Origin of the sequence: Nonomuraea sp. NPDC059023 (assembly GCF_042740095.1) — a bacterium.
Taxonomy (GTDB): Bacteria; Actinomycetota; Actinomycetes; order Streptosporangiales; family Streptosporangiaceae; genus Nonomuraea.
Window position 1 is genome coordinate 4,121 of the sequence record NZ_JBHYIO010000025.1, and the last position, 18,104, is coordinate 22,224.

The window sequence follows — 18,104 nt, forward strand, 5'->3', positions numbered from 1 at the left end:
TTGTACCGACTGCCTGGTAGGGGCCCGTCCGGCCGGGGGGGGGGGGGGGGGGGGGGGGGGGGGGGGGGGGGGGGGGGGCCCCCCCCCCCCCCCCCCCCCCACGTCTCTGCCTCGGGCGAGCGCGCGCCGCCCTTCGTCGAGCATGGCGTAGGTCTTGCCCACGCCGGGGGCCGCGCCCAGGTATATCCGCAGCGTCCCCCTCATAGATCCAGGTTACGGCTGGTACGGCGGCGCCACCCCCCAGCCCCACCGCGGTGTCGGCGCCTTGGCCGGAGGCTTTGCCCCGGGCTGCGAGTTGTGCAGGGCGAGCCGCGTCCCCCACTCGATGTATCCGGCGAAGGCGGCCCTGAACTCGGGGTCGTCCGGCAGCCCGACCTCGTCGGCCGCGTCCATCAGCAGGTTGACCCACCGGCGTCGCTGCTGCTCGGTGATGCCCTTGCCGAGGTGCTGGGAGAGCATGTGCGGGTAGCCGCCGCGCTCCTCGGTGTAGCGGGCGGGCCCGCCGAACACCTCGCTCAGCCACATGGCCACATAGCGGGGATGGCCCGGATCCATATGCGCGAAGAGCGGCCCGACCACGTCGTCCTTCTTCACTTTCGCGTAGAAGGTTTCGGTGAGCCGCTCGAACGCGTCGCTGCCGCCCGCCCAGTCGTACAGTGTCGGTACTTGCTCGTTGTCAGCCACGTAATCATGTAATCATGGATGGGCGGCACCTGTCATGGACCTCATCGGCAAAGGGCGCACAGCAGACGTTTTCGCACTATCTCCCACCAAAGTGCTTCGCCGCTACCGAGATGGAGACACCGCCCTCGACGAGGCCCGCGTGATGGAGCACGTACGCGCCCAGGGCTATCCGGTGCCCGAGGTGTTCGACGCGACCGAGACCGACCTGGTCATGGCCAGGCTGCACGGGCCCACGATGTTCGAGGTCCTGGTCAGGAAGCCGTGGACGGTCACCGGCCACGGGCGGCTGCTGGGCCGGCTGCACGACCGTCTCCACACGATCGAGGCGCCGGACTGGCTCGACCCCTCCCCCGGCGACCGCGTGCTCCACCTCGACCTCCACCCGCTCAACGTGATCATGACGCCCGACGGCCCCTCGGTCATCGACTGGTGCAACGCCGCGGCGGGCGAGCCCGCGTTCGAGCTGGCCACGACCTACCTGACGCTGCGCACGAGCGAGATCCCGATCACGACGATCAAGCTGATCCGCCGCCCGCTCGCCCGCGCCCTCCTGCGCGGCAGCGCCACCGACCCGTCCCCACGCCTGGCCGACGCCGCCGCGGCCCGCCTGCGCGACCCGCACACCACCCCTACCGAGCAGGTACGGCTGCGCCGTCTCCTGTGAGACACCGAGGCCGGGTCCTGCGCTGGTAGTCCCAGGCCACCACCGCGAAGGCGGACCCCACCCCGGTGAACCCGACGATCCCGGCCTGCGCGACATAGCCCGGCAGCCCATCCGTCCCGAACACCAGCAGGTACCCCACCCCCAACAGCCCGTACGGCCCCAGCGTCGCCCCCAGCCACGCCGGCACGAGCGGCAGCCAGCGCGGCACCCGCCGTCCGGCCAGTCCGGGCACCCACCGCGGCCACACCTGGCTCCACGGCCGGGTCATGGCCACGAGCAGGAAGATCCCGAGCACGGCCAGCAGCGCGGTGAGATCGACGCCGAAGAGGGCCAGTTCCGCCATGAGCCCGCCGTGCTCGGCGAGGACCGCCCCGTTCTCCAGCCCGAAGACCACCTTCGCCGCCGCGTAGGGCAGAAACGAGGCGGCCCCCGCATAGGCCACCCACCGCACTCTCCCGGACGCCGTCGAAGCCTCGGGAAACCCCAGGGGCACCGGCGCGCCGTCCGCGTGCTCGTACCCGCACCTTCCGCACACGCCGAGCGCGCGTCTGCGGAGGACCAGCGCCGACCCCATGAGCAGCAGGATCGCCACGACCCGCGCCGCCTTGGCCAGGAACGCCGGCCAGCTGTCCGGCCGGCCGTGTCCCAGCAGCGTCACGAGATCCTGCAGCAGCCCGAACGTGCTGAAGGCCAGCACCACCGCGCCCGCCCACACCACCCAGCTCCGCCTGAGCACGAGCCCAGCCAGCCCGAGTGCGCCGCCCACGGCCCCCGCCCACCCGGACACCTCGCCGCCCGCCACACCCAGCACCACCACGAGCGCCGCGAACCCGCCCGCCGCGTACCCCACCCACCACGGCCATAGCCGCCAGATCCTTCGCATATCTCCATGGTCGACCGTGCGGCGGGCGCGTTCCTCCTGCCCAGGTCCCGTTGTACGGCTACCGCACCCGTGGCAGCCGGCTACCGCGACCGCGGTACGACCAGCCCCGACTCGTAGGCCACGACCACGAGCTGCGCCCGATCCCGCGCGCCCAGCTTGGACATGGCCCGGTTCACATGCGTCTTGGCGGTCAGCGGTCGCATGTCCAGCTTCAGGGCGATCTCGTCGTTGCTGTGCCCTCTGGCCACCAGCGCCAGCACCTCCCGCTCCCGCCCGGTCAGCCCGTCCAGCGCGGGCACCTCGGCGGGCGCGGCGGCCGTGAACGCCTCGATCAGCCTCCTGGTCACCGCGGGCGCGAGCAGCGCGTCGCCCCTGGCGACCACGCGGACCGCGTGCAGCAGTTCCTCCGGCTCCACGTCCTTGACCAGGAAGCCGCTCGCGCCCGCCCGCAGCGCGGCGAAGACGTTGGCGTCCTGGGCGTAGGTGGTGAGCATGAGCACCCGCACGCCCTTGAGCTCGGGGTCGGCGGCGATCCTGGCGGTGGCGGTGAGCCCGTCGACCGCCGGCATGCGGATGTCCATCAGCAGCACGTCCGGCCGCTCGTCGCGGGCCAGGGCCACGGCGGCGCCGCCGTCGGCCGCCTCGCCCACGACCTCGATGCCGGGAGCCGACCGCAGGATCAGCCGGAACCCGCTGCGGACCAGCGCCTGGTCGTCGGCGAGCGCCACCCTGATCATCGGCGGCCCAGCCGGGCGAGCGGGCCCGGCCGCAGCGGCAGCCTGGCCGACACCCTCACGCCGGTCCGCGGGGCGTCGGATCTGACCCTGACGTGCCCGCCCAGCGCTCTGGCCCTGGCCTTCATGCCCTCGATGCCGCTGCCCGCCCTGCCGAGGCCGCCCCCGCCGTCGTCGGTGACGTCGATGAGCAGCGCGCGGGGCGTCCGCTCCAGCCGTACTCCGGCCGATGCGCCCGGTCCGGCGTGGCGCAGCGTGTTGGTGAGCGCCTCCTGGATGATGCGGTACGCGGCGTGGTCGACCTCTGGACGCAGTTGTCCGGGGCTTCCCGTGACCTCGACGGCCAGGCCAGCCTGGCGTACCGCGCCGAGGAGGTCGTCGATCCCGGCCAGCGACTCGCCCTCCTGGAAGACGCTGCCGCGGACCCGGCCCATGGCCTGTTTGCTGGTGTCGCGGATGGCCTGGAGCGCCTGCCGTACCTCGGGATGGGCGTCGCCGAGCAGGTGGAGCGCGGTCGCGGACTGCACGGTGATGGCGGCCATGCCGTGCCCGAGCACGTCGTGCAGTTCCCGTGCGATGCGCAACCGCTCGTCGTGCTCGGCCGCGCGCGCCCGAGCACGCACGAACTCCCCGGCCAGTACGGCGCAGCCCAGCATGCCCGCCCACGTCAGCGTGTAGACGGCCCGCACAGCGAGGTCCTCCGGCAGGAACGCCGCGCCCGCCAGCGCCGTCGCCAGCCCGGCGGCGGCCCAGAGCCGCATCCCGCGCACCGCAGCCGTGTACAGACCGGCCAGCGCCGGGCCCATGATCAGTCCGGGCAGGTAGCCGAGGCCGAGCATCAGCCCGAGCGAACCGCAGGTCAGGACCAGCACCGCGACGGGGAACCGGCGGCGCAGCGCGACCGCGGCGGCGCCCGCCAGATAGAGCGCGTAGAACAGCGCGTCGGGGTCGCGGCCGAAGGGCTGGTCCAGCGGCAGGAGGCCGGCCAGCGCCAGACCGGCGGCCAGCAGCACATCACCCATGACCGCCATCCTGTCAGCCGCGCGAGATTAGGGCCTTGTTCACGATCACGAAGCCCCCCAAGATGCTTAGCGTGCTACAGAAGGGACGAGTGAGGTGGACAGCACGCTCACGGAAACACCGGTGCTCGCCCGACCGGCCGGACCATCGACGCGCCTGAACCGGCGCTGGTGGTGGGTGGCGGGGTCGCTCGTAGCGGCGGCCCTGCTGGTACAGACCCCCATGTGGATCAACGACATGCGCCTGAGCGCCCTGGTCGAGCGGGTACGCGCCTACCCGCTGCCGCCGGGCACCCAGCCCAACGTGGTCGCACAGGGCAAGGTCGGGCTGCAGATCGGCAACAGCAACCACTGCGACTACCTCGTGCGGTTGTCGTTGGTCACGACGCTGCCGGAGGCGGCGATCGTGAAGTACTACGAGAGCACGACGATCCGCGGCGTCCAAGGCGGGACATTACCCGGCGAGGTGTACTTCGCCGGAGGAAAAGGACCGCGGCCGGTGATCGTGGAATTTCTGGAAATGCACGACGCCGGGCTGGATTTGCGTTGCCGGTGAAAACACGAAGGCCCTGATCGTAATGATCAGGGCCTTCATTGGTAGCGGGGACAGGATTTGAACCTGCGACCTCTGGGTTATGAGCCCAGCGAGCTACCGAACTGCTCCACCCCGCGTCGGTGTGTATGTCTTAACCATAGCGGTGATTCACCGCGGACGCAAAACGAAGATCATGGAAAGCACGAAGGCCCTGATCGTATTGATCAGGGCCTTCTTTGGTAGCGGGGACAGGATTTGAACCTGCGACCTCTGGGTTATGAGCCCAGCGAGCTACCGAACTGCTCCACCCCGCGTCGTCGTGCTTCACGAGACTATCCGCCACCGGCTGCCTGCGCAAACTGATACGCCGGAAGCGGCGAGGACCCCGCCGGGAAGGCGGGGTCCTCGTGAGTCATCCGCTGGTGGCGGTGGCCGTCGGTGAAGGCGGCGGTGTCGATGGAGGCGGTGTGGACGGCGGTGTGGACGCGGTGGGCGTCGCCGTCGGCGTGGGCTGCGGCTGGGTGGCTCCCAGCGCCTGCAGCTCCTTCAGTGCCGTCTCCAGCTTCTTCTGCGCCTCGCCGTACTTCACCCAGTCGGGCGGTGTGGCCTTCAGGGCCGCCTGGCCCTCCTGGTAGGCCTGCTCGACGGCGGTGATGGCCTTGGTCAGCGCGGTGGTGTTCGTGTTCGGCTTGGTCTCCGTGGGCTTCTCACCCGTCTGCGTCGGTGGCGCGACGCCGAAGACCTCCTTCAGGGCGGCGTCCAGCGTGTCGCCGAAGCCGACCTTGTCCCCGAACAGCACCAGCACCTTGCGCAGGCTCGGGAAGCGGCCCGCGCTCTCCTCCTTCGGCTGGACGTAGACCGGCTCGACGTAGAGCAGGCCGCCGCCGAACGGAAGCGTGAGCAGGTTGCCGTAGATGACCTCGGTGGCGCCGCCGGTACCGCGCAGCAGGTTCAGCCGCTCGGAGACCGTCGGGTTCGACAGGAACGTGTTCTGTGCCTGTGGCGGACCCTGCACCGCCGTGTTGCTGGGTAGCTGGAGGATCTCCAGCTTCGCCTGCGACGGGTCGGCGGTGGCGTCCACGGCCATGAAGGCGGCCATGTTCTGCCGGCCGTTCGGGACGAAGGTCGTCGTCAGCGAGAACCGCTCGGTTCCCTCCGGCATCTTCATCGTCACGTAGTACGGCGGCTGCTTGCTCTTCTTGGTGGCCGGGTCCTCGGGGACCTTCCAGAAGTCCTGGCCGCCGAAGAACGCGCCCGGGTCGGTGACGTGGTACTGGGTCAGGATCTCCCGCTGCGCCTTGAACATGTCGGCCGGGTAGCGCAGGTGGTCGCGCAGCTCGGCCGGGATCTCGGCCTTCGGCTTGATGATCGTGCCGAACGTGTTCTGCCACGTCTTCAGCACCGGGTCGACGTCGTCCCACGCGTACAGGGTCACGGTGCCGTCGTAGGCGTCCACGGTGGCCTTGACCGAGTTGCGCATGTAGTTGATGACGTCGGTCGGCGCGGGCTGCGGCTGACCGGCCACCAGCTTGCTGGTCTGTACGTCGGTGGTCAGGTCGCCGAGGCTCTTGCGCTCGGAGTACGGGTAGGAGTCCGACGTCGTGTAGCCGTCGACGATCCAGACGATCCGGTTGTTCACGATCGCCGGGTACGGGTCCTTGTCCAGCGTCAGGAACGGCGCCACTTTGCCCACGCGCTCCAGCGGCTTGCGCTCGTACAGGATGCGCGAGAAGTCGTTGACGTCGGAGGAGAGCAGCAGGTTGGTCTCGCCGTACTTGGCGGCGTAGAGCAGCTTCGTGAAGAAGTTGCCGATGGGCACGCCGCCGTTGCCGGCGTAGGTGTTGTTCTTCTGCCCGCTGCCGCCCTGCTGGTCGTCGGGGTAGTCGAGCTCGACGCCCTGGCCGGGGCCGGGCTTGGGGCCGCCGACGATGGAGTACTCGGGAGAGTTCTCGCCGAAGTACACGCGGGGCTCGAACTTCGGCCCGATCAGGTCGCCGACCGGCGGGATGTCCTTGGCGTTGAAGACCGGCAGACCGCCGGAGCCCACCTGGTTGCCCGGCGCGGCCACGAAGCCGAAGCCGTGGGTGTAGACGAGGCGGCTGTTGATCCAGTTGCGCTCGGCCTCCGGCGGCATCCCGATGTCGCGGACCGAGACCACGGTGTCGCGGATCTTGCCGTCGGGCGCCTTGTAGCGGTCGATGTCCAGCTGCTCGGGGAACTGGTAGTAGCCCTTGATCTGCTGGAGCTGCTGGAACGTCGGCGACAGGATCGTCGGGTCGAGCAGGCGCAGACCGGGGATCGCGCTGGCCTCCTGCTGGAGTACCTGCTCGGTCGCGCTGGTCGTCGCGCCGTACTGCTTCACCGAGATGTTCTTGTCGTCGACCTTGAACGCGTCCCGCGTGGCCTGGATGTTTCTGGAGATCGACTCCTTCTCCTTGGCCTGCTGGTTCGGCTTGACCTGGAACTGCTCGACCAGCGCCGGGTAGACGCTGCCGATGAGCACGGCCGACAGCACGAGAAGGCCGAAGGAGACGCCCGGCAGCATGCCGCCGGAGCGGAACACGCCGGCGAACAGCATCGCGGCGCAGATCAGCGCGATGATCGCGAGGATGGTCTTGGCCGGAAGCACCGCGTTGAGGTCGGTGTAGGACGCGCCGAAGACCTTGCCGCGGTCGGAGAAGACCAGGCCGTAGCGGTCGACCCAGTAGGCCACCGCCTTCAGCAGCACGAACACGCCGAGCAGCACCGACAGGTGGGTGCGGGCCGCGCGCGAGGCGTGCACGCCCGGCGACTGCAGGCGGAAGCCGCCGTACAGGTAGTGCGTGATCGCGGCGAGCACGATCGAGATGATGATCGCGGTGAACAGGAAGTTCAGCGCCATCCGGATGAACGGATAGTCGAACATGAAGAACGACACGTCCAGCCCGAACATCGGGTCTGTCTTGCCGGCCTTCACGCCGTTGGAGAACTGGAGCCAGGTCTTCCACTGGCCCGCCACCGACGACCCCGCGAACAACGCGAGCACGGCCATGCCCACGATGAAGATCAGCTTGCGGTGGGGGTCGAGCGCCATCCGGTAGCGGTCGGCGCCGCTGCCTCCGCCGAACATGGCGGGGCCGAACATCGGCCGCATCCTGAACGCCAGCAGCATGTTGCCGCCGGCTATGCCGACCATCAACAACGCGCCGACCAGGAACAACACGATCTGCGTCAGCATCACGCCGGAGAAGACCGAGGTGTACCTGACGGAGTCGAACCAGAGATAGTCGGTGTAAATGCCGGCAAACAGGAAGAAGAACGCCACAATCGCCACGAGGGCGATCGCGACAGGAAGCAGCAGTCGCGGGCGGCGGGGCAAGCGCATCGCCCTGCCGGCTCCTGGGGTCCGGAAGCTCAAGGCCAACCCCTCGTCGTGGTGAACAATCGTCTCGCTCTGGCAACCTACACCGGCGTGCCAGGTGTACGGCTAACGCACGACGGGCGCGAGAAGTTTCAGCCGGCCGTACATGCGGGAAGATCTGTCTTTCCCTGGCGCAGCGAATCGAGCGTCGTGACCATGTCGTGCAGGGTCTCCGCCTTCACCAGCCGCAGCCCGTCGGGCGCCGCCTTCAGCGCCTCGGCGCAGTTGTCGGCGGGGGTGAGGAAGAGCGTGGCGCCCGCCTTCTTGGCGCCGACCATCTTCTGCGCGATGCCGCCGATCGCCCCGACCTCGCCCTCCGGTGTGATGGTTCCGGTTCCCGCGATCGACTTGCCGCCGGTCAGGGAGCCGGGGGTGAGCTTGTCGACGATGCCGAGCGAGAACATCAGGCCGGCGCTCGGCCCGCCGACGTCGCCCACGCTGATGCTGACCTTGAACGGGAACTTGTACTTGGCCTGCATGGTCATCCCGACCATGGTCGCGCCCTTGTCGCCCGAGGTGGTCTTGACCGTGACGTCGAGCTTCTTCTCGCCCCTGGTGACGCCGAACACGACGTCGGCGCCCGGCTTGAGCGCGCGGACGGTCTCGCGGACCATGTCGACGTCGGTGACCTTCTTGCCGTCGATGGCGTTGATCTCGTCGCCCTTCTGCACCTTGCCGTCGGCGGGCTTGCCCTTCTCCGTGGAAAGGACCGTGACGACGGTGCTGTAAGGGATCTTGAGCTCGGTGAGCGCCGCGGCCGTCGCGTTGTCCTGCGAGTTGGCCATCTCGACGGTGTTCTCCTCCTCGACCTGCTTGGCGGTGCGGCTCTTGGGGAAGATCGTCTCCTCCGGCACCACCGCGACGTTCGGGTCGAGCCAGCCGCGCAGCGCGGTCATCAGGTCGATGCGGCTGCTGGGGCCGCCCTGGTAGGCGACGGTGACCAGGCTGAGCGCGCCGTCGGTCGGGAAGACCTGGCGGCCGGTGATCGCGATGACCGGCTTCTTGTCGACCTCACCGATGGTGTTCTCGGTCGGGCCGGGGCTCAGCACGACGTAGGGCACCTTCATGAGGGCGCCGACGACACCGAGGGCGAGCACCATAAAGCCCGCCACGAGCAGGGTCAGGGCACGTCGTGACATGGAGAGAGCTTATTCGCAGGCGCCGACCCACTCGGCCGACCCGTCCCCGAAGAGCTGATGTTTCCAGATGGGGACCTCGGCCTTGAGGTCGTCGATCAGGCGTCGTGAGGCGGCGAAGGCCTCGCCGCGGTGCGGGCAGGCCGCGGCGACGATGACCGCGATGTCGCCCAGCTCCAGGTCACCGACCCGGTGGACGGCGGCGAGCGCGGTCACCGGGAAGTCCGCGGCCACCTTCTCGGCCACGCGGCGCAGCTCCGCCGGCGCGGACGGGTGCGCCGAATAGGAGAGCCGCTTGACCGGCTTGCCCTGGTCCTGCTCGCGTACGGTGCCGACGAACAGGGTCGTCCCGCCCGCCGCGTGGTCGCCCACGGCGGCGTACACCTCGTCGACCGACAACGGGGTGTCGCGAATGTCTAGCAACCGGATGACGTCCACGCAAACAAGCCTACAGGCGGCGCCTCTTGCGGACCTGACGGACGATGGCGGCGGTGCCGATGACGGCCACGGTGGCGCCGGCCGCGGTGAGCGTCGCCTCCTTGACGGGCAGGCGGCGTCCGGCCACGGTGGTGCGGTTCTCGCGCAGTTCGAGCAGCTGCTCCAGGGCGGCCTCGTTGGTCCAGGCGGGTTTCCAGCCGGCCTCGCGCAGCTGGGCGCAGTCGACGACCCACGGGTAGACGACGTAGTGCAGGTCTGTGGCGGGCGCCGGGGTGATGCCCAGCCGGTGCAGGCGCTGGGCCGTGCCGAAGGTCAGGCCGGCGGGCAGCTCGAAGCGCCGGATGCCGGACAGCTCCTCCACCTGCTCCTGCTCCAGCCAGCCGTCGGAGCCCACGCCCACCACGCCGGTGACCACGCCGCGGGCGGCCAGCTCCAGCGCCGAGACCAGGTCCTCGATGTGGCAGAACTGCCAGCGCGGGTTGCAGCCCTTCACCGCCAGCAGCCGGGGCGACTCGAAGTGGCGGGTGATGACGGTGTCGACACCCGGGCCCACGACGGCGGCCGGGCGCACGACGGTCACGTCCAGGCCGGTGTTGCTCCTGATGGCCCGGCGGACCAGGGCCTCGATCTCCAGGTAGTCGCCGACGACGCCGGTGTCCGGCTCGGCGGCCACCGCGGAGTCCTCGGGCAGCGGGACCGGGTTGTCGGGGGCGGCGCCGTACACCATCGCGCTCGTGACGAGCACGACGCGGCGCACGCGCGCGGCCGCGCCGGCGGTGAGCACGGTCTGTGCGGCGCGCAGGTTGTACGCGCGGCGCTCACCGGGGTTGGAGTCGACGGCGTAGTCGCCGGCCAGGTGGACCAGCACGTCGATGTCGGAGATGCGGTTCGCCAAGAGCGGATCCCGGACGTCGATCACTCGCCAGGTGACGTCCTGGACGTCGCCGCGCTGCTCGTCGATGGCCACCACTCTGCGGAAATCCGCGGAGGTCGCGAGCCTCGCGAGCAGCTCGCGACCGAGGCCGGAGGCCGCGCCGGTGACGGCGACGACCGGTTGGCGCGGGCGTTTCGAGGTAGGCACACGGTCCTCACTTTGCACTGATCCGCCGTAGGACGACTAACGTGGCGGATGTGGACTCCTCCATCCTGCACGAGGTAGAGCGGTGACTGACCTGCCAGGTCGTGAAAACGACCCCAACGAAAACCCGTTCGCCATGTTCGGCAACCCTGAGCAGATGGCTCAGGCGATGCGCCAGTTCGCCGACATGCTGTCGGCGCCCCAGGGTTCCGGCCCTGTCAACTGGGACATGGCCAAGAACATCGCCCGACACGCGGTGGTCGCCGAGGGCGATCCCTCCGTCATGGACGGAGAACGCCGCCAGATCATCGACGCGCTCAGTCTGGCCGACCTGTGGCTCAACGAGGCCACGGCGCTGCCGAGCGGGGTGTCGAACCCGCAGGCGTGGAGCCGGTCCGAGTGGATCGAGAACACCGTCCCGGTGTGGCGCAAGCTGTGTGAGCCGATCGCCGAACGCATGGTCGAGACCATGGGCGGCGCGCTCGGCGGCGCCGGGCTGCCCGCCGAGGCCCAGCAGATGGCCGGGCCGCTCATGGGCATGCTCAAGCAGATGGGCGGCATGATGGTCGGCCAGCAGATCGGGCAGGCGCTCGGTTCGCTGGCGCGCGAGGTGATCGGCACGACCGACATCGGCCTGCCGCTGTCGGACACGGCCGCGCTGCTGCCCGGCGGCATCGCCTCCTTCAGCGACGGCCTCGAACTGCCCGCCGACGAGATCCGGCTGTACCTGGCGCTGCGCGAGGCGGCCCATCACCGGCTGTTCCAGCACGTGCCGTGGCTGCGTTCGCACCTGCTCGGCGCCGTCGAGGAGTACGCCAAGGGGATCACGGTCGACACCTCGGCGCTCGAAGAGCAGATCCGCGGCCTCGACATCAGCAACCCCGAGGCGCTCCAGGAGGCGTTGAGCGGCGGCGCGCTGCTCAAGCCCGAGGAGACCGAGCGGCAGAAGGCCGCGCTGGCCCGTCTGGAGACGATGCTGGCGCTGGTCGAGGGCTGGGTGGCGACCGTCGTGGACGCCGCCGCCGAGGGCAAGCTGCCTTCGGCCAACGCCCTCGCCGAGACGGTACGCAGGCGCCGCGCCACCGGCGGCCCCGCCGAGCTGACGTTCGGCACGCTGGTGGGCCTGGAGCTGCGTCCGCGCAGGCTGCGGGAGGCGGCGGCGCTGTGGCAGGCGCTGGAGGCCGACCGCGGGCTCGACGGCCGCGACTCGGTCTGGGGTCACCCCGACCTCATGCCGACGGCCGAGGACCTCGACCACCCGGACGCGTTCGTGAAGGGCGATTCCGACTGGGACATCTCCAAGCTGGACGAGCCCGGAGAATCGGAGTGACGCTGCGCTCCGACGCGGTCGCCGTGCTGACCGGCTGGTCGGCGCCGACCCCTGAGGAGGAGGTGCTGCGCAAGGAGTTCCTGGAGCACCTGGCGACGCACGCCGACGCCATGTACCGGGAGTGCGTTCCCGGGCACCTGACCGCGACCACCGCGGTGTTGTCCCACGACGGTGCGCGGGTTCTTCTGACGCTGCACCCGAAGGCGGGCATGTGGCTGCCGATGGGCGGCCACTGCGAGCGCGCCGACCGGACGCTGGTGGAGGTGGCGCTGCGGGAGGCCGGGGAGGAGTCCGGCATCTCCGGTCTCCGGCTGCTACCGGGGCCGCTGGCGCTGGACCGGCACGAGGTCTGGTGTCATCCGCCGCGTTCGTGGCACCTTGACGTGGAGTTCGCCGCCGTGGCGCCCGAGGGCGCGGAGGCGGTGATCAGCGAGGAGTCCCTGGACCTGCGCTGGTTCCCGGTGGAGGAGATCCCCGAGCTGTCCGACGAGGCGACCAGGCGGCTGGCCAGGCGCGGCAGGGCGGCACTTCTGGCCTGAGGGGGTTTCGCGGTGGTCGGAGGGACGATCGTCACTCCTGCCCGCCGTGCGCCGGTGCGTGCGTCCCTCGCCTGGATCCTGGTCGTCCCCTTCGCCGTCTGGGCTGTGGCGCGGGTGGCCGGGCTTGAACGTGGCGGGCCGTTGACGCAGGTCATGTCGGCCACGCCGTACGTGGCCCTGGGGTCGCTGGTGCCCGTCCTCGTCGCGGTGTCCGGGCGGCGGCCCGTCGCGGCGTGCGTCGCCGTCGTCACCACGGTCGCGCTGGCGTTGTGCGTGCTGCCCCGGGCGTTCGGTGACGGGGCCGTCGCGGGCGGCCGGCCGTTCACTGTGCTGTCGGTGAACTTGCTGGCCGGGCGGGCCGATCCCGCGGCTCTGATGGATCTGGTACGGCGGGTGCGGCCCGATGTCCTGAGTGCCCAGGAACTGACGCCCGAGGCCGTGGACCGCCTGGACGGCGCCGGTCTGGGCGGAATGATGCCGTACCGGGAGCTTCAGGCGGACCGGGGCGTGTTCTCGCGGCACCCGCTGACCGGTCCGGTGGTCACCCTGCCCGGCGGTGGTCGGGTGGAGGTCCTCGCGGTGCATCCGCCGCGGCCCACGTCGGAGAATCTGGAGCTATGGCGTACGGCTCTCGCGTCACTGCCCGCCGCCTCGGAGGAGATCCCGCGGATCCTGGCCGGCGACTTCAACGCCACGCTCGACCACGCGGCACTGCGCGAAGTGCTGGCCCGCGGGTACACGGACGCGGCCGACCGGGCCGGAGCCGGGCTGGTGCCCACCTGGCCGGCGAACACGCGGCTGCCGCCGATGATCACGATCGACCACGTGCTGGTCGACGCCCGCGTTGGGGTGCGGGAGGTCGGTGTGCACACCCTGCCGGGGACCGACCACCGGGCGGTGGTGGCCCGGCTAGAACTTCCCCAGGAGGGCGCGGGTGTTGTCCCAGCCTTCGAGACCGGGGTCCAGGCGGAGGACGTCCTCGGGGGTACGCAGGCGGTGCCAGCCGGGTGACGCGGCGACCAGGCGGCGGCCGGGGGCCTGGGCGCGCAGGTCGGCCACCGGGTCGTGGGCGTCCAGGTCGGGGTCGGCCCAGTCGGGGAGGGGGAGGTGGCAGGCCAGGGCGACGGCGCCGCCGTACTCGGAGGGGCACAGGGTGAGCTGGGCGCGGCCGAGTTCGCGAAAAAGCTTGCCGATGAGGAGCGGGGGCAGGTCGGGGGCGTCGGCGTTGATGACGGCGGCCTGTTCGCCCGGGAGGCGGTTGATGATGTTCTTCAGGGGCTCGTCGTCATCTATGGTGATCACTTCGGTGCCGGGCCAGACGATCTCCTCCAGGCCGGGCACGCTCGTCACCAGCACCGGAGTGACGAGTTCGAGACCGGCCACCATCTCGTAGGTGTCCTCGGCCACGGCCGTCAGGAACTCCTCCTGATCCACTCCGTCAGGCGCCGCCTTCGCCATGTTCCGGCGCGCGAGAACCGCGACGGTGCGGATCAACATTCCTCCGGGGCGTTGTGCGCGGCGGCGGAGAATCCTTCGAGGAAGCCGCGCGCCCGCTCGGCCTTGGGATACTGTTCGACCAGAGCCCAGAACTGCGGGCCGTGGCTCGGCACCAGCAGGTGCACGAGCTCGTGGATGATGACGTAGTCGATGACCCATTCCGGCAGGCCCTTGAGGCGGGTCGAGATCCTGATCGTGGCGTTGTCCGGGGTGCACGAGCCCCATCGGTGCTGCTGGTTGTCCACCCAGCGGACGGTGGCGGGCCGCGCTCTTCCGTCGAGGTACTTCGCCGACAGCTCGTTGGCTCTGGCCTGGAGTCCTTCGTCGGTGGGTCTACGCCGTCGCTCCTTGGCCGCCAGCCGATCGAGCATCCGGCTCACCCATTCATCAGCGTCTTCGCCGCTCAGCCATGCGGGCAAGAGCACGATCGTCTTGTCGCCGTCTCGGTATGCGGAGACCGTACGCCGGCGACGAGAACTTCGACGGACCTCGACTGTCTCGGGGGGCACATATGCACGTTAGCCGACACCGGCCGAATTCCACAGGGGGTGAGCCCTGTTTTAGCTGGTCAGATGATTAAGAGCCGGTGAATTTGGGCACCCGCCTTTCCCGATGGGCCCGAAGACCCTCCACCATGTCGGCGGAAGCCATGGTCACGGGCTGGGCGAGGGCCTCCCAGCGGAGGGCGGCTTCGAGATCCTGATGATCCCCATTTAGCGCGGATTTGGTGAGTTTCGCGGCGATGGGGGCGGTTGAGGCGACCTTGAGGGCGATCTCTTGAACGGCACGGCTAAGGTCATTTCCCGCGAATGCCCGATTTATCAGACCTTCTGATGCTGCTTCTGCTCCTGTCAGGACACGTCCGGTCAGGAGCATCTCGCGTGCCAGCCTCAGGCCTCCCGTCTTCGGCAGCAGGTACGTGGCGGCCATGCCCGGGTGCAGGCCCAGGGAGGTGAACGGGGCCAGCAGTTTGGCGTCCTCCGCCGCGTAGACGAGGTCACAGGCCAGGGCCAGGCAGAGGCCCGCCCCTACGGCGGCGCCGTTCACGGCGGCGATCGTGGGGATTTCCAGGTGGGTGATGGAGAGCCACGTTCGGTAGAAGGTGAGCATGCGGTCCCTGAGGTCCGGGACCGATTCGGTGGCTCTTTCCGACAGCCAGGACAGGTCTCCGCCCGCGGAGAAGGCGCTGCCCGCGCCGGTGATCACCAGGCAGCGGGCGGTTCTGTCCTTGGCCAGGGCGGCCATTTCCTGGGACCAGCGTTGGGTCATGGCGTCGGTCATGGCGTTGCGACGGTCGGGGAGGTTGAAGGTCACCCAGACGACGCCGTCGTCCGAACGGTCGACCAAGAGCTCGCTCATGCCCAAGATCGTAACCCCGCCCTCCCGGCCCGCCTCTGCTCCCTGCCCCGCTACCGCCACCTACCGCCCTCCCATCTCGGCCCCCGACCACTCCCCGCTGGCGCCCCTCCCGCTGTCGCCGCCTGCACCTCCGTACGCTGCCACTTCCCGCCCTCCTCCTCTGTCCAGTACCTCCCGCTGCCGTACGACCCGAGGACTCCACCCCTCCGGCCCCCGCCTCTCCTGCCACGGACGTTTCCCGCGTCTAGCCCGCACTGGGTTCAGCACCCCCACACCCCGGTCTGCCACCGCGCCGGTTTGCCCAGGTATGGCGGGACCTTCATCCACAGCCCTCTGACCAGCGGAAGAAGTTATCCACAGCCCGTGACAACCGCCCCCACAACCGCCTCCGATGATGGAACCCTGACCGTCATGAGGCCCCGCGTGAAACCCTCCCTGCGCCGCATCCTCAGAGACGAGCGCACCCTCCAGTTCGGCGTGCACCCGATGCAGGCCGTCGTGCTCACCGACCTCACCCCACCGCTTCGAGCCTGGATCGAGTCCCTGGACGGCACCCAGGACCTGGCCCAAGCCGTGAAGCACGCCGTAAAAGCAGGCATGGAAGAGCAGGCAGCCAGAACCCTCCTGGCAGAACTCACCGCCCAAGGCGTCCTGGACGACGCCTCGATCCCGCTCACGATCCTGAATGACATCCCCCTGCCGGAACGAGACCGCCTCCGTCCCGACCTGGACGCCCTGGACCTGGCCAGAGACAACCCCGCAGGCGGCCTGCCCACCCTCAGCCGCCGCCGTAACGCCCGCGTCCGGGTCTACGGCGCAGGCCGCCTGGGCGCGTCGATCGTCAACCTCCTGGCCGCAGCCGGTGTGGGAACGATCCGCGTAATCGACCCCTCTCCCACCCGCCCCGAAGACCTGGTCCCCGGCGGCCTCACATGGTCCGAACTCGGCCTCCCCCGAGAAGAAGCCTCCGTCGCCACCGCCACCCGCCTGATCACCTGCCCCCACACATCCACCCACCAACCCACCCAAGATCCCCCCGCAAAACAACGCCGCCGATCGCAACACCCCACCCAGCCGACCCCCCAAGACCCCTCCCACGATCGTCAGGACGCCACCCACGACACTCGAAACCCCAAGCCCAAGCCTCAGGCCTCCGCCCAAGCCACTCGAAGCTCCACCCGCGAGGCTGACGACTCCGCCCAGGCCAATCGGACCTCCGCGCCCGACGTCGGAGGCTCCACCCACGACGCCCGGGATTCCGCCCAAGCCACTCGACGCTCCGCTCGCCAGACCCGTGACTCCGCCCAGGGCATGCGGACCTCCACCCCGGACGCCCGTGACGCCCGGGATGCCGCGCACGACGCTCGGAAGCCGAGCCGGCCGACCCAAGCGGCTCGTCAGCGGACCGGGGTCATCAGCCAATCGATCGAGGACACCCGCCCCGGTGGCGGCAAACGACGTCCGGCCTCGCCCTCCCAGCCCAGCTCGCCCTCACGGACGTCGGCCACGCCAACAGAACCCGCACCACCGGCCAGGCCGGCACCGGCGCCCTATGCCCGGTTCGTCGCGGGCGGGCCGTATCTCAACGACCGCTCCGATCTTCCGCACCTGGTCATCCTCGCTCCGGTGGGCCCGCTGGACGGGATCCTGGTGACCGAGCTGACCGCGCTCAACATCCCGCACATGCTGGTCTCCGCCTTCGAGGGCTACGGAACGGTGGGCCCGCTGGTGCACCCGAGCCAGAGCGCATGCCTGCATTGCCTGGACCTGACCCGCCGCGACCGCGATCCGGGCTGGCCCATGGTCACCGCTCATCTGGGCGGCTACCCCGCGGGCGAGATCGCCTGCGACACCACCCTGGCCGCCCTGGTGGCCGCGGAAGCCTCCAGACACGCCCTCGCCTACCTTGACGGCCACCCTTCGATTGTGACCAACGGCACAATCGACATATTGCCTGATTGGCAGAGGAAGCGGCGGACCTGGGCGATCCACCCGCAATGTAGGTGTATACGCAACAATCCTGATTCGCTAAGAATGGTCAGAGCGGCCACCCGCGACTAAACCCAGCCAAAACACGCCAGTTATCCCACGCCACAGCCCCAGTCACCCGGGGGTCCGCGACCAGACCTCTGGGCACGCGCCATACAGTCACAAGCAAGCACCCCCGCATCCAGCGGGAACACGCACCACCCTCGCACCCAGCGAGGCTCCCCTCCCGACCTCGCACCCAGCGAGGTTCCCTCCCGACCTCGCATCCCGCGAGGCAGCACCGCCCGGCCTCGCATCCCGCGAGGCGCCCCCTCGGCCTCGCAGCCAGCGAGGCAGCACCTTTCGACCTCGCATCGAGCGAGATCGTCCCTTTCCGCCTCGCAGCCAGCGAGACGTCCCTCATGACCTCAGCATCCAGCGAGGTGTACCCCGGCCCCGCACCCAGCGAGGCAACCTCCTCGGCCTTGCATCCAGCAGGGCAACCCGTCGCTCCACACCGAACAGGCGACGCCGCGAATCCCCGCACCCGGCGGGGCGATCTCGACACTGCTCGGGTCAGGCGCGGCCACCGCCGTATCGGTTCCCGTCAGGTACGACCTGCCATACCCATACGGCTTGCCGTACAAGAGGGGAAGAAGCTCGAACCAGCGGGCACCATGTGCTCGCGACCAGCGCCAACGCACGGCAGGAAGCCTGCTGCCAGCGGGATCCGCATCAGAGGGCCCACGGCCGCACCCGCGATGCCCCGCAGTCGGCGGGGTTCGCACGATCGAAGGCTCGCAGCCAGCGGGACCGGCACCACCAGCACATCGCCCGTGT

At 69.9% G+C, this 18,104-nt stretch carries 17 protein-coding genes, 2 tRNA genes and 1 pseudogene; 6 read left to right on the forward strand and 14 right to left on the reverse strand.

Translation table 11 applies throughout. The features are described 5' to 3' along the window. Positions 1-91 precede the first annotated feature (91 nt). Positions 92-204: pseudogene (locus ACFWYW_RS35440) on the reverse strand (hypothetical protein); the annotation flags it as partial. 9 nt (positions 205-213) lie between these two features. Then, on the reverse strand, positions 214-684 hold the full coding sequence (locus ACFWYW_RS35445) for a group II truncated hemoglobin (protein WP_379610474.1): 471 nt from the start codon (positions 682-684) through the stop codon (positions 214-216). A 34-nt stretch (positions 685-718) separates the two neighbouring features. Between ACFWYW_RS35445 and ACFWYW_RS35450 the strand changes: the two genes are divergently transcribed. Further along, positions 719-1,348 carry a phosphotransferase gene (locus ACFWYW_RS35450; RefSeq protein WP_379610475.1) on the forward strand — a complete coding sequence of 210 codons (630 nt, stop codon included), beginning with the start codon at positions 719-721 and terminating at the stop codon, positions 1,346-1,348. Here ACFWYW_RS35450 and ACFWYW_RS35455 read toward each other — a convergent pair. The 3 genes from ACFWYW_RS35455 to ACFWYW_RS35465 form a co-directional block, all read right to left on the reverse strand. Continuing rightward, complete coding sequence (locus ACFWYW_RS35455) at positions 1,314-2,231, reverse strand: hypothetical protein (RefSeq protein WP_379610476.1); 918 nt, start codon at positions 2,229-2,231, stop codon at positions 1,314-1,316. The two genes, ACFWYW_RS35450 and ACFWYW_RS35455, sit on opposite strands and share 35 nt — an antisense overlap. 80 nt (positions 2,232-2,311) lie before the next feature. Continuing rightward, complete coding sequence (locus tag ACFWYW_RS35460; protein WP_379610477.1) at positions 2,312-2,968, reverse strand: response regulator; 657 nt, start codon at positions 2,966-2,968, stop codon at positions 2,312-2,314. After that, the gene (locus tag ACFWYW_RS35465; protein WP_379610478.1) at positions 2,965-3,987 is read right to left on the reverse strand and encodes a sensor histidine kinase; all 1,023 of its coding nucleotides are present in this window, start codon (positions 3,985-3,987) and stop codon (positions 2,965-2,967) included. The genes ACFWYW_RS35460 and ACFWYW_RS35465 overlap by 4 nt, the downstream gene beginning before the upstream one ends. A gap of 94 nt (positions 3,988-4,081) precedes the next feature. Between ACFWYW_RS35465 and ACFWYW_RS35470 the strand changes: the two genes are divergently transcribed. Then, positions 4,082-4,540 carry a hypothetical protein gene (locus ACFWYW_RS35470; protein ID WP_379610479.1) on the forward strand — a complete coding sequence of 153 codons (459 nt, stop codon included), beginning with the start codon at positions 4,082-4,084 and terminating at the stop codon, positions 4,538-4,540. Positions 4,541-4,579: 39 nt separating this feature from the next. Here ACFWYW_RS35470 and ACFWYW_RS35475 read toward each other — a convergent pair. The 6 genes from ACFWYW_RS35475 to ACFWYW_RS35500 form a co-directional block, all read right to left on the reverse strand. After that, positions 4,580-4,656, reverse strand: a tRNA-Met gene (locus tag ACFWYW_RS35475). 100 nt (positions 4,657-4,756) lie between these two features. Beyond that, positions 4,757-4,833 (reverse strand) — tRNA-Met (locus ACFWYW_RS35480). Positions 4,834-4,931: 98 nt separating this feature from the next. Further along, positions 4,932-7,883, reverse strand: coding sequence for a UPF0182 family protein (locus ACFWYW_RS35485; protein WP_379610480.1), 2,952 nt, complete (start codon positions 7,881-7,883; stop codon positions 4,932-4,934). 128 nt (positions 7,884-8,011) lie between these two features. After that, positions 8,012-9,058, reverse strand: coding sequence for a PDZ domain-containing protein (locus tag ACFWYW_RS35490; RefSeq protein ID WP_379610482.1), 1,047 nt, complete (start codon positions 9,056-9,058; stop codon positions 8,012-8,014). Between the two features lie 9 nt (positions 9,059-9,067). Then, positions 9,068-9,493, reverse strand: coding sequence for a molybdenum cofactor biosynthesis protein MoaE (locus ACFWYW_RS35495; RefSeq protein WP_379610483.1), 426 nt, complete (start codon positions 9,491-9,493; stop codon positions 9,068-9,070). Positions 9,494-9,503: 10 nt separating this feature from the next. Beyond that, the gene (locus ACFWYW_RS35500; protein WP_379610484.1) at positions 9,504-10,574 is read right to left on the reverse strand and encodes an NAD-dependent epimerase/dehydratase family protein; all 1,071 of its coding nucleotides are present in this window, start codon (positions 10,572-10,574) and stop codon (positions 9,504-9,506) included. Between the two features lie 133 nt (positions 10,575-10,707). On the opposite strand from ACFWYW_RS35500, the gene ACFWYW_RS35505 reads away from it, so the two are divergent. The 3 genes from ACFWYW_RS35505 to ACFWYW_RS35515 are packed head-to-tail and all read left to right on the forward strand — an operon-like array spanning position 10,708 to position 13,451. After that, complete coding sequence (locus ACFWYW_RS35505) at positions 10,708-11,901, forward strand: zinc-dependent metalloprotease (protein WP_379610781.1); 1,194 nt, start codon at positions 10,708-10,710, stop codon at positions 11,899-11,901. Next, positions 11,898-12,440, forward strand: a complete 543-nt coding sequence (locus tag ACFWYW_RS35510) for an NUDIX hydrolase (RefSeq protein ID WP_379610485.1) — start codon at positions 11,898-11,900, stop codon at positions 12,438-12,440. Before ACFWYW_RS35505 ends, ACFWYW_RS35510 begins: the two co-directional genes overlap by 4 nt. Before the next feature lie 54 nt (positions 12,441-12,494). Continuing rightward, entirely contained in the window at positions 12,495-13,451 is a 957-nt protein-coding gene (locus tag ACFWYW_RS35515) for an endonuclease/exonuclease/phosphatase family protein (RefSeq protein WP_379610486.1), read from the forward strand. Here ACFWYW_RS35515 and ACFWYW_RS35520 read toward each other — a convergent pair. The 3 genes from ACFWYW_RS35520 to ACFWYW_RS35530 form a co-directional block, all read right to left on the reverse strand. Continuing rightward, positions 13,350-13,937: a hypothetical protein gene (locus ACFWYW_RS35520; RefSeq protein WP_379610487.1), complete on the reverse strand. Its 588-nt coding sequence runs from the start codon at positions 13,935-13,937 to the stop codon at positions 13,350-13,352. The two genes, ACFWYW_RS35515 and ACFWYW_RS35520, sit on opposite strands and share 102 nt — an antisense overlap. Then, entirely contained in the window at positions 13,931-14,308 is a 378-nt protein-coding gene (locus tag ACFWYW_RS35525) for a M48 family metallopeptidase (protein ID WP_379610488.1), read from the reverse strand. Before ACFWYW_RS35525 ends, ACFWYW_RS35520 begins: the two co-directional genes overlap by 7 nt. 205 nt (positions 14,309-14,513) lie before the next feature. After that, positions 14,514-15,296 (reverse strand): enoyl-CoA hydratase/isomerase family protein, encoded by a 783-nt coding sequence (locus ACFWYW_RS35530; RefSeq protein ID WP_379610490.1) that lies wholly within the window; start codon positions 15,294-15,296, stop codon positions 14,514-14,516. 411 nt (positions 15,297-15,707) lie between these two features. Between ACFWYW_RS35530 and ACFWYW_RS35535 the strand changes: the two genes are divergently transcribed. After that, the gene (locus tag ACFWYW_RS35535) at positions 15,708-17,357 is read left to right on the forward strand and encodes a ThiF family adenylyltransferase (RefSeq protein ID WP_379610491.1); all 1,650 of its coding nucleotides are present in this window, start codon (positions 15,708-15,710) and stop codon (positions 17,355-17,357) included. The last annotated feature ends 747 nt before the right edge of the window (positions 17,358-18,104 follow it).

What these genes read in the sequence shown, in the direction of transcription:
- ACFWYW_RS35530 (WP_379610490.1), bottom strand. Translation starts at nt 15,296, where the DNA reads ATGAGCGAGCTCTTGGTCGACCGTTCGGACGACGGCGTCGTCTGGGTG.
- ACFWYW_RS35460 (WP_379610477.1), bottom strand. Translation starts at nt 2,968, where the DNA reads ATGATCAGGGTGGCGCTCGCCGACGACCAGGCGCTGGTCCGCAGCGGG.
- ACFWYW_RS35465 (WP_379610478.1), bottom strand. Translation starts at nt 3,987, where the DNA reads ATGGGTGATGTGCTGCTGGCCGCCGGTCTGGCGCTGGCCGGCCTCCTG.
- ACFWYW_RS35455 (WP_379610476.1), bottom strand. Translation starts at nt 2,231, where the DNA reads ATGCGAAGGATCTGGCGGCTATGGCCGTGGTGGGTGGGGTACGCGGCG.
- ACFWYW_RS35505 (WP_379610781.1), top strand. Translation starts at nt 10,708, where the DNA reads ATGTTCGGCAACCCTGAGCAGATGGCTCAGGCGATGCGCCAGTTCGCC.
- ACFWYW_RS35525 (WP_379610488.1), bottom strand. Translation starts at nt 14,308, where the DNA reads ATGCTCGATCGGCTGGCGGCCAAGGAGCGACGGCGTAGACCCACCGAC.
- ACFWYW_RS35450 (WP_379610475.1), top strand. Translation starts at nt 719, where the DNA reads ATGGACCTCATCGGCAAAGGGCGCACAGCAGACGTTTTCGCACTATCT.
- ACFWYW_RS35535 (WP_379610491.1), top strand. Translation starts at nt 15,708, where the DNA reads ATGAGGCCCCGCGTGAAACCCTCCCTGCGCCGCATCCTCAGAGACGAG.
- ACFWYW_RS35520 (WP_379610487.1), bottom strand. Translation starts at nt 13,937, where the DNA reads ATGTTGATCCGCACCGTCGCGGTTCTCGCGCGCCGGAACATGGCGAAG.
- ACFWYW_RS35490 (WP_379610482.1), bottom strand. Translation starts at nt 9,058, where the DNA reads ATGTCACGACGTGCCCTGACCCTGCTCGTGGCGGGCTTTATGGTGCTC.
- ACFWYW_RS35485 (WP_379610480.1), bottom strand. Translation starts at nt 7,883, where the DNA reads ATGCGCTTGCCCCGCCGCCCGCGACTGCTGCTTCCTGTCGCGATCGCC.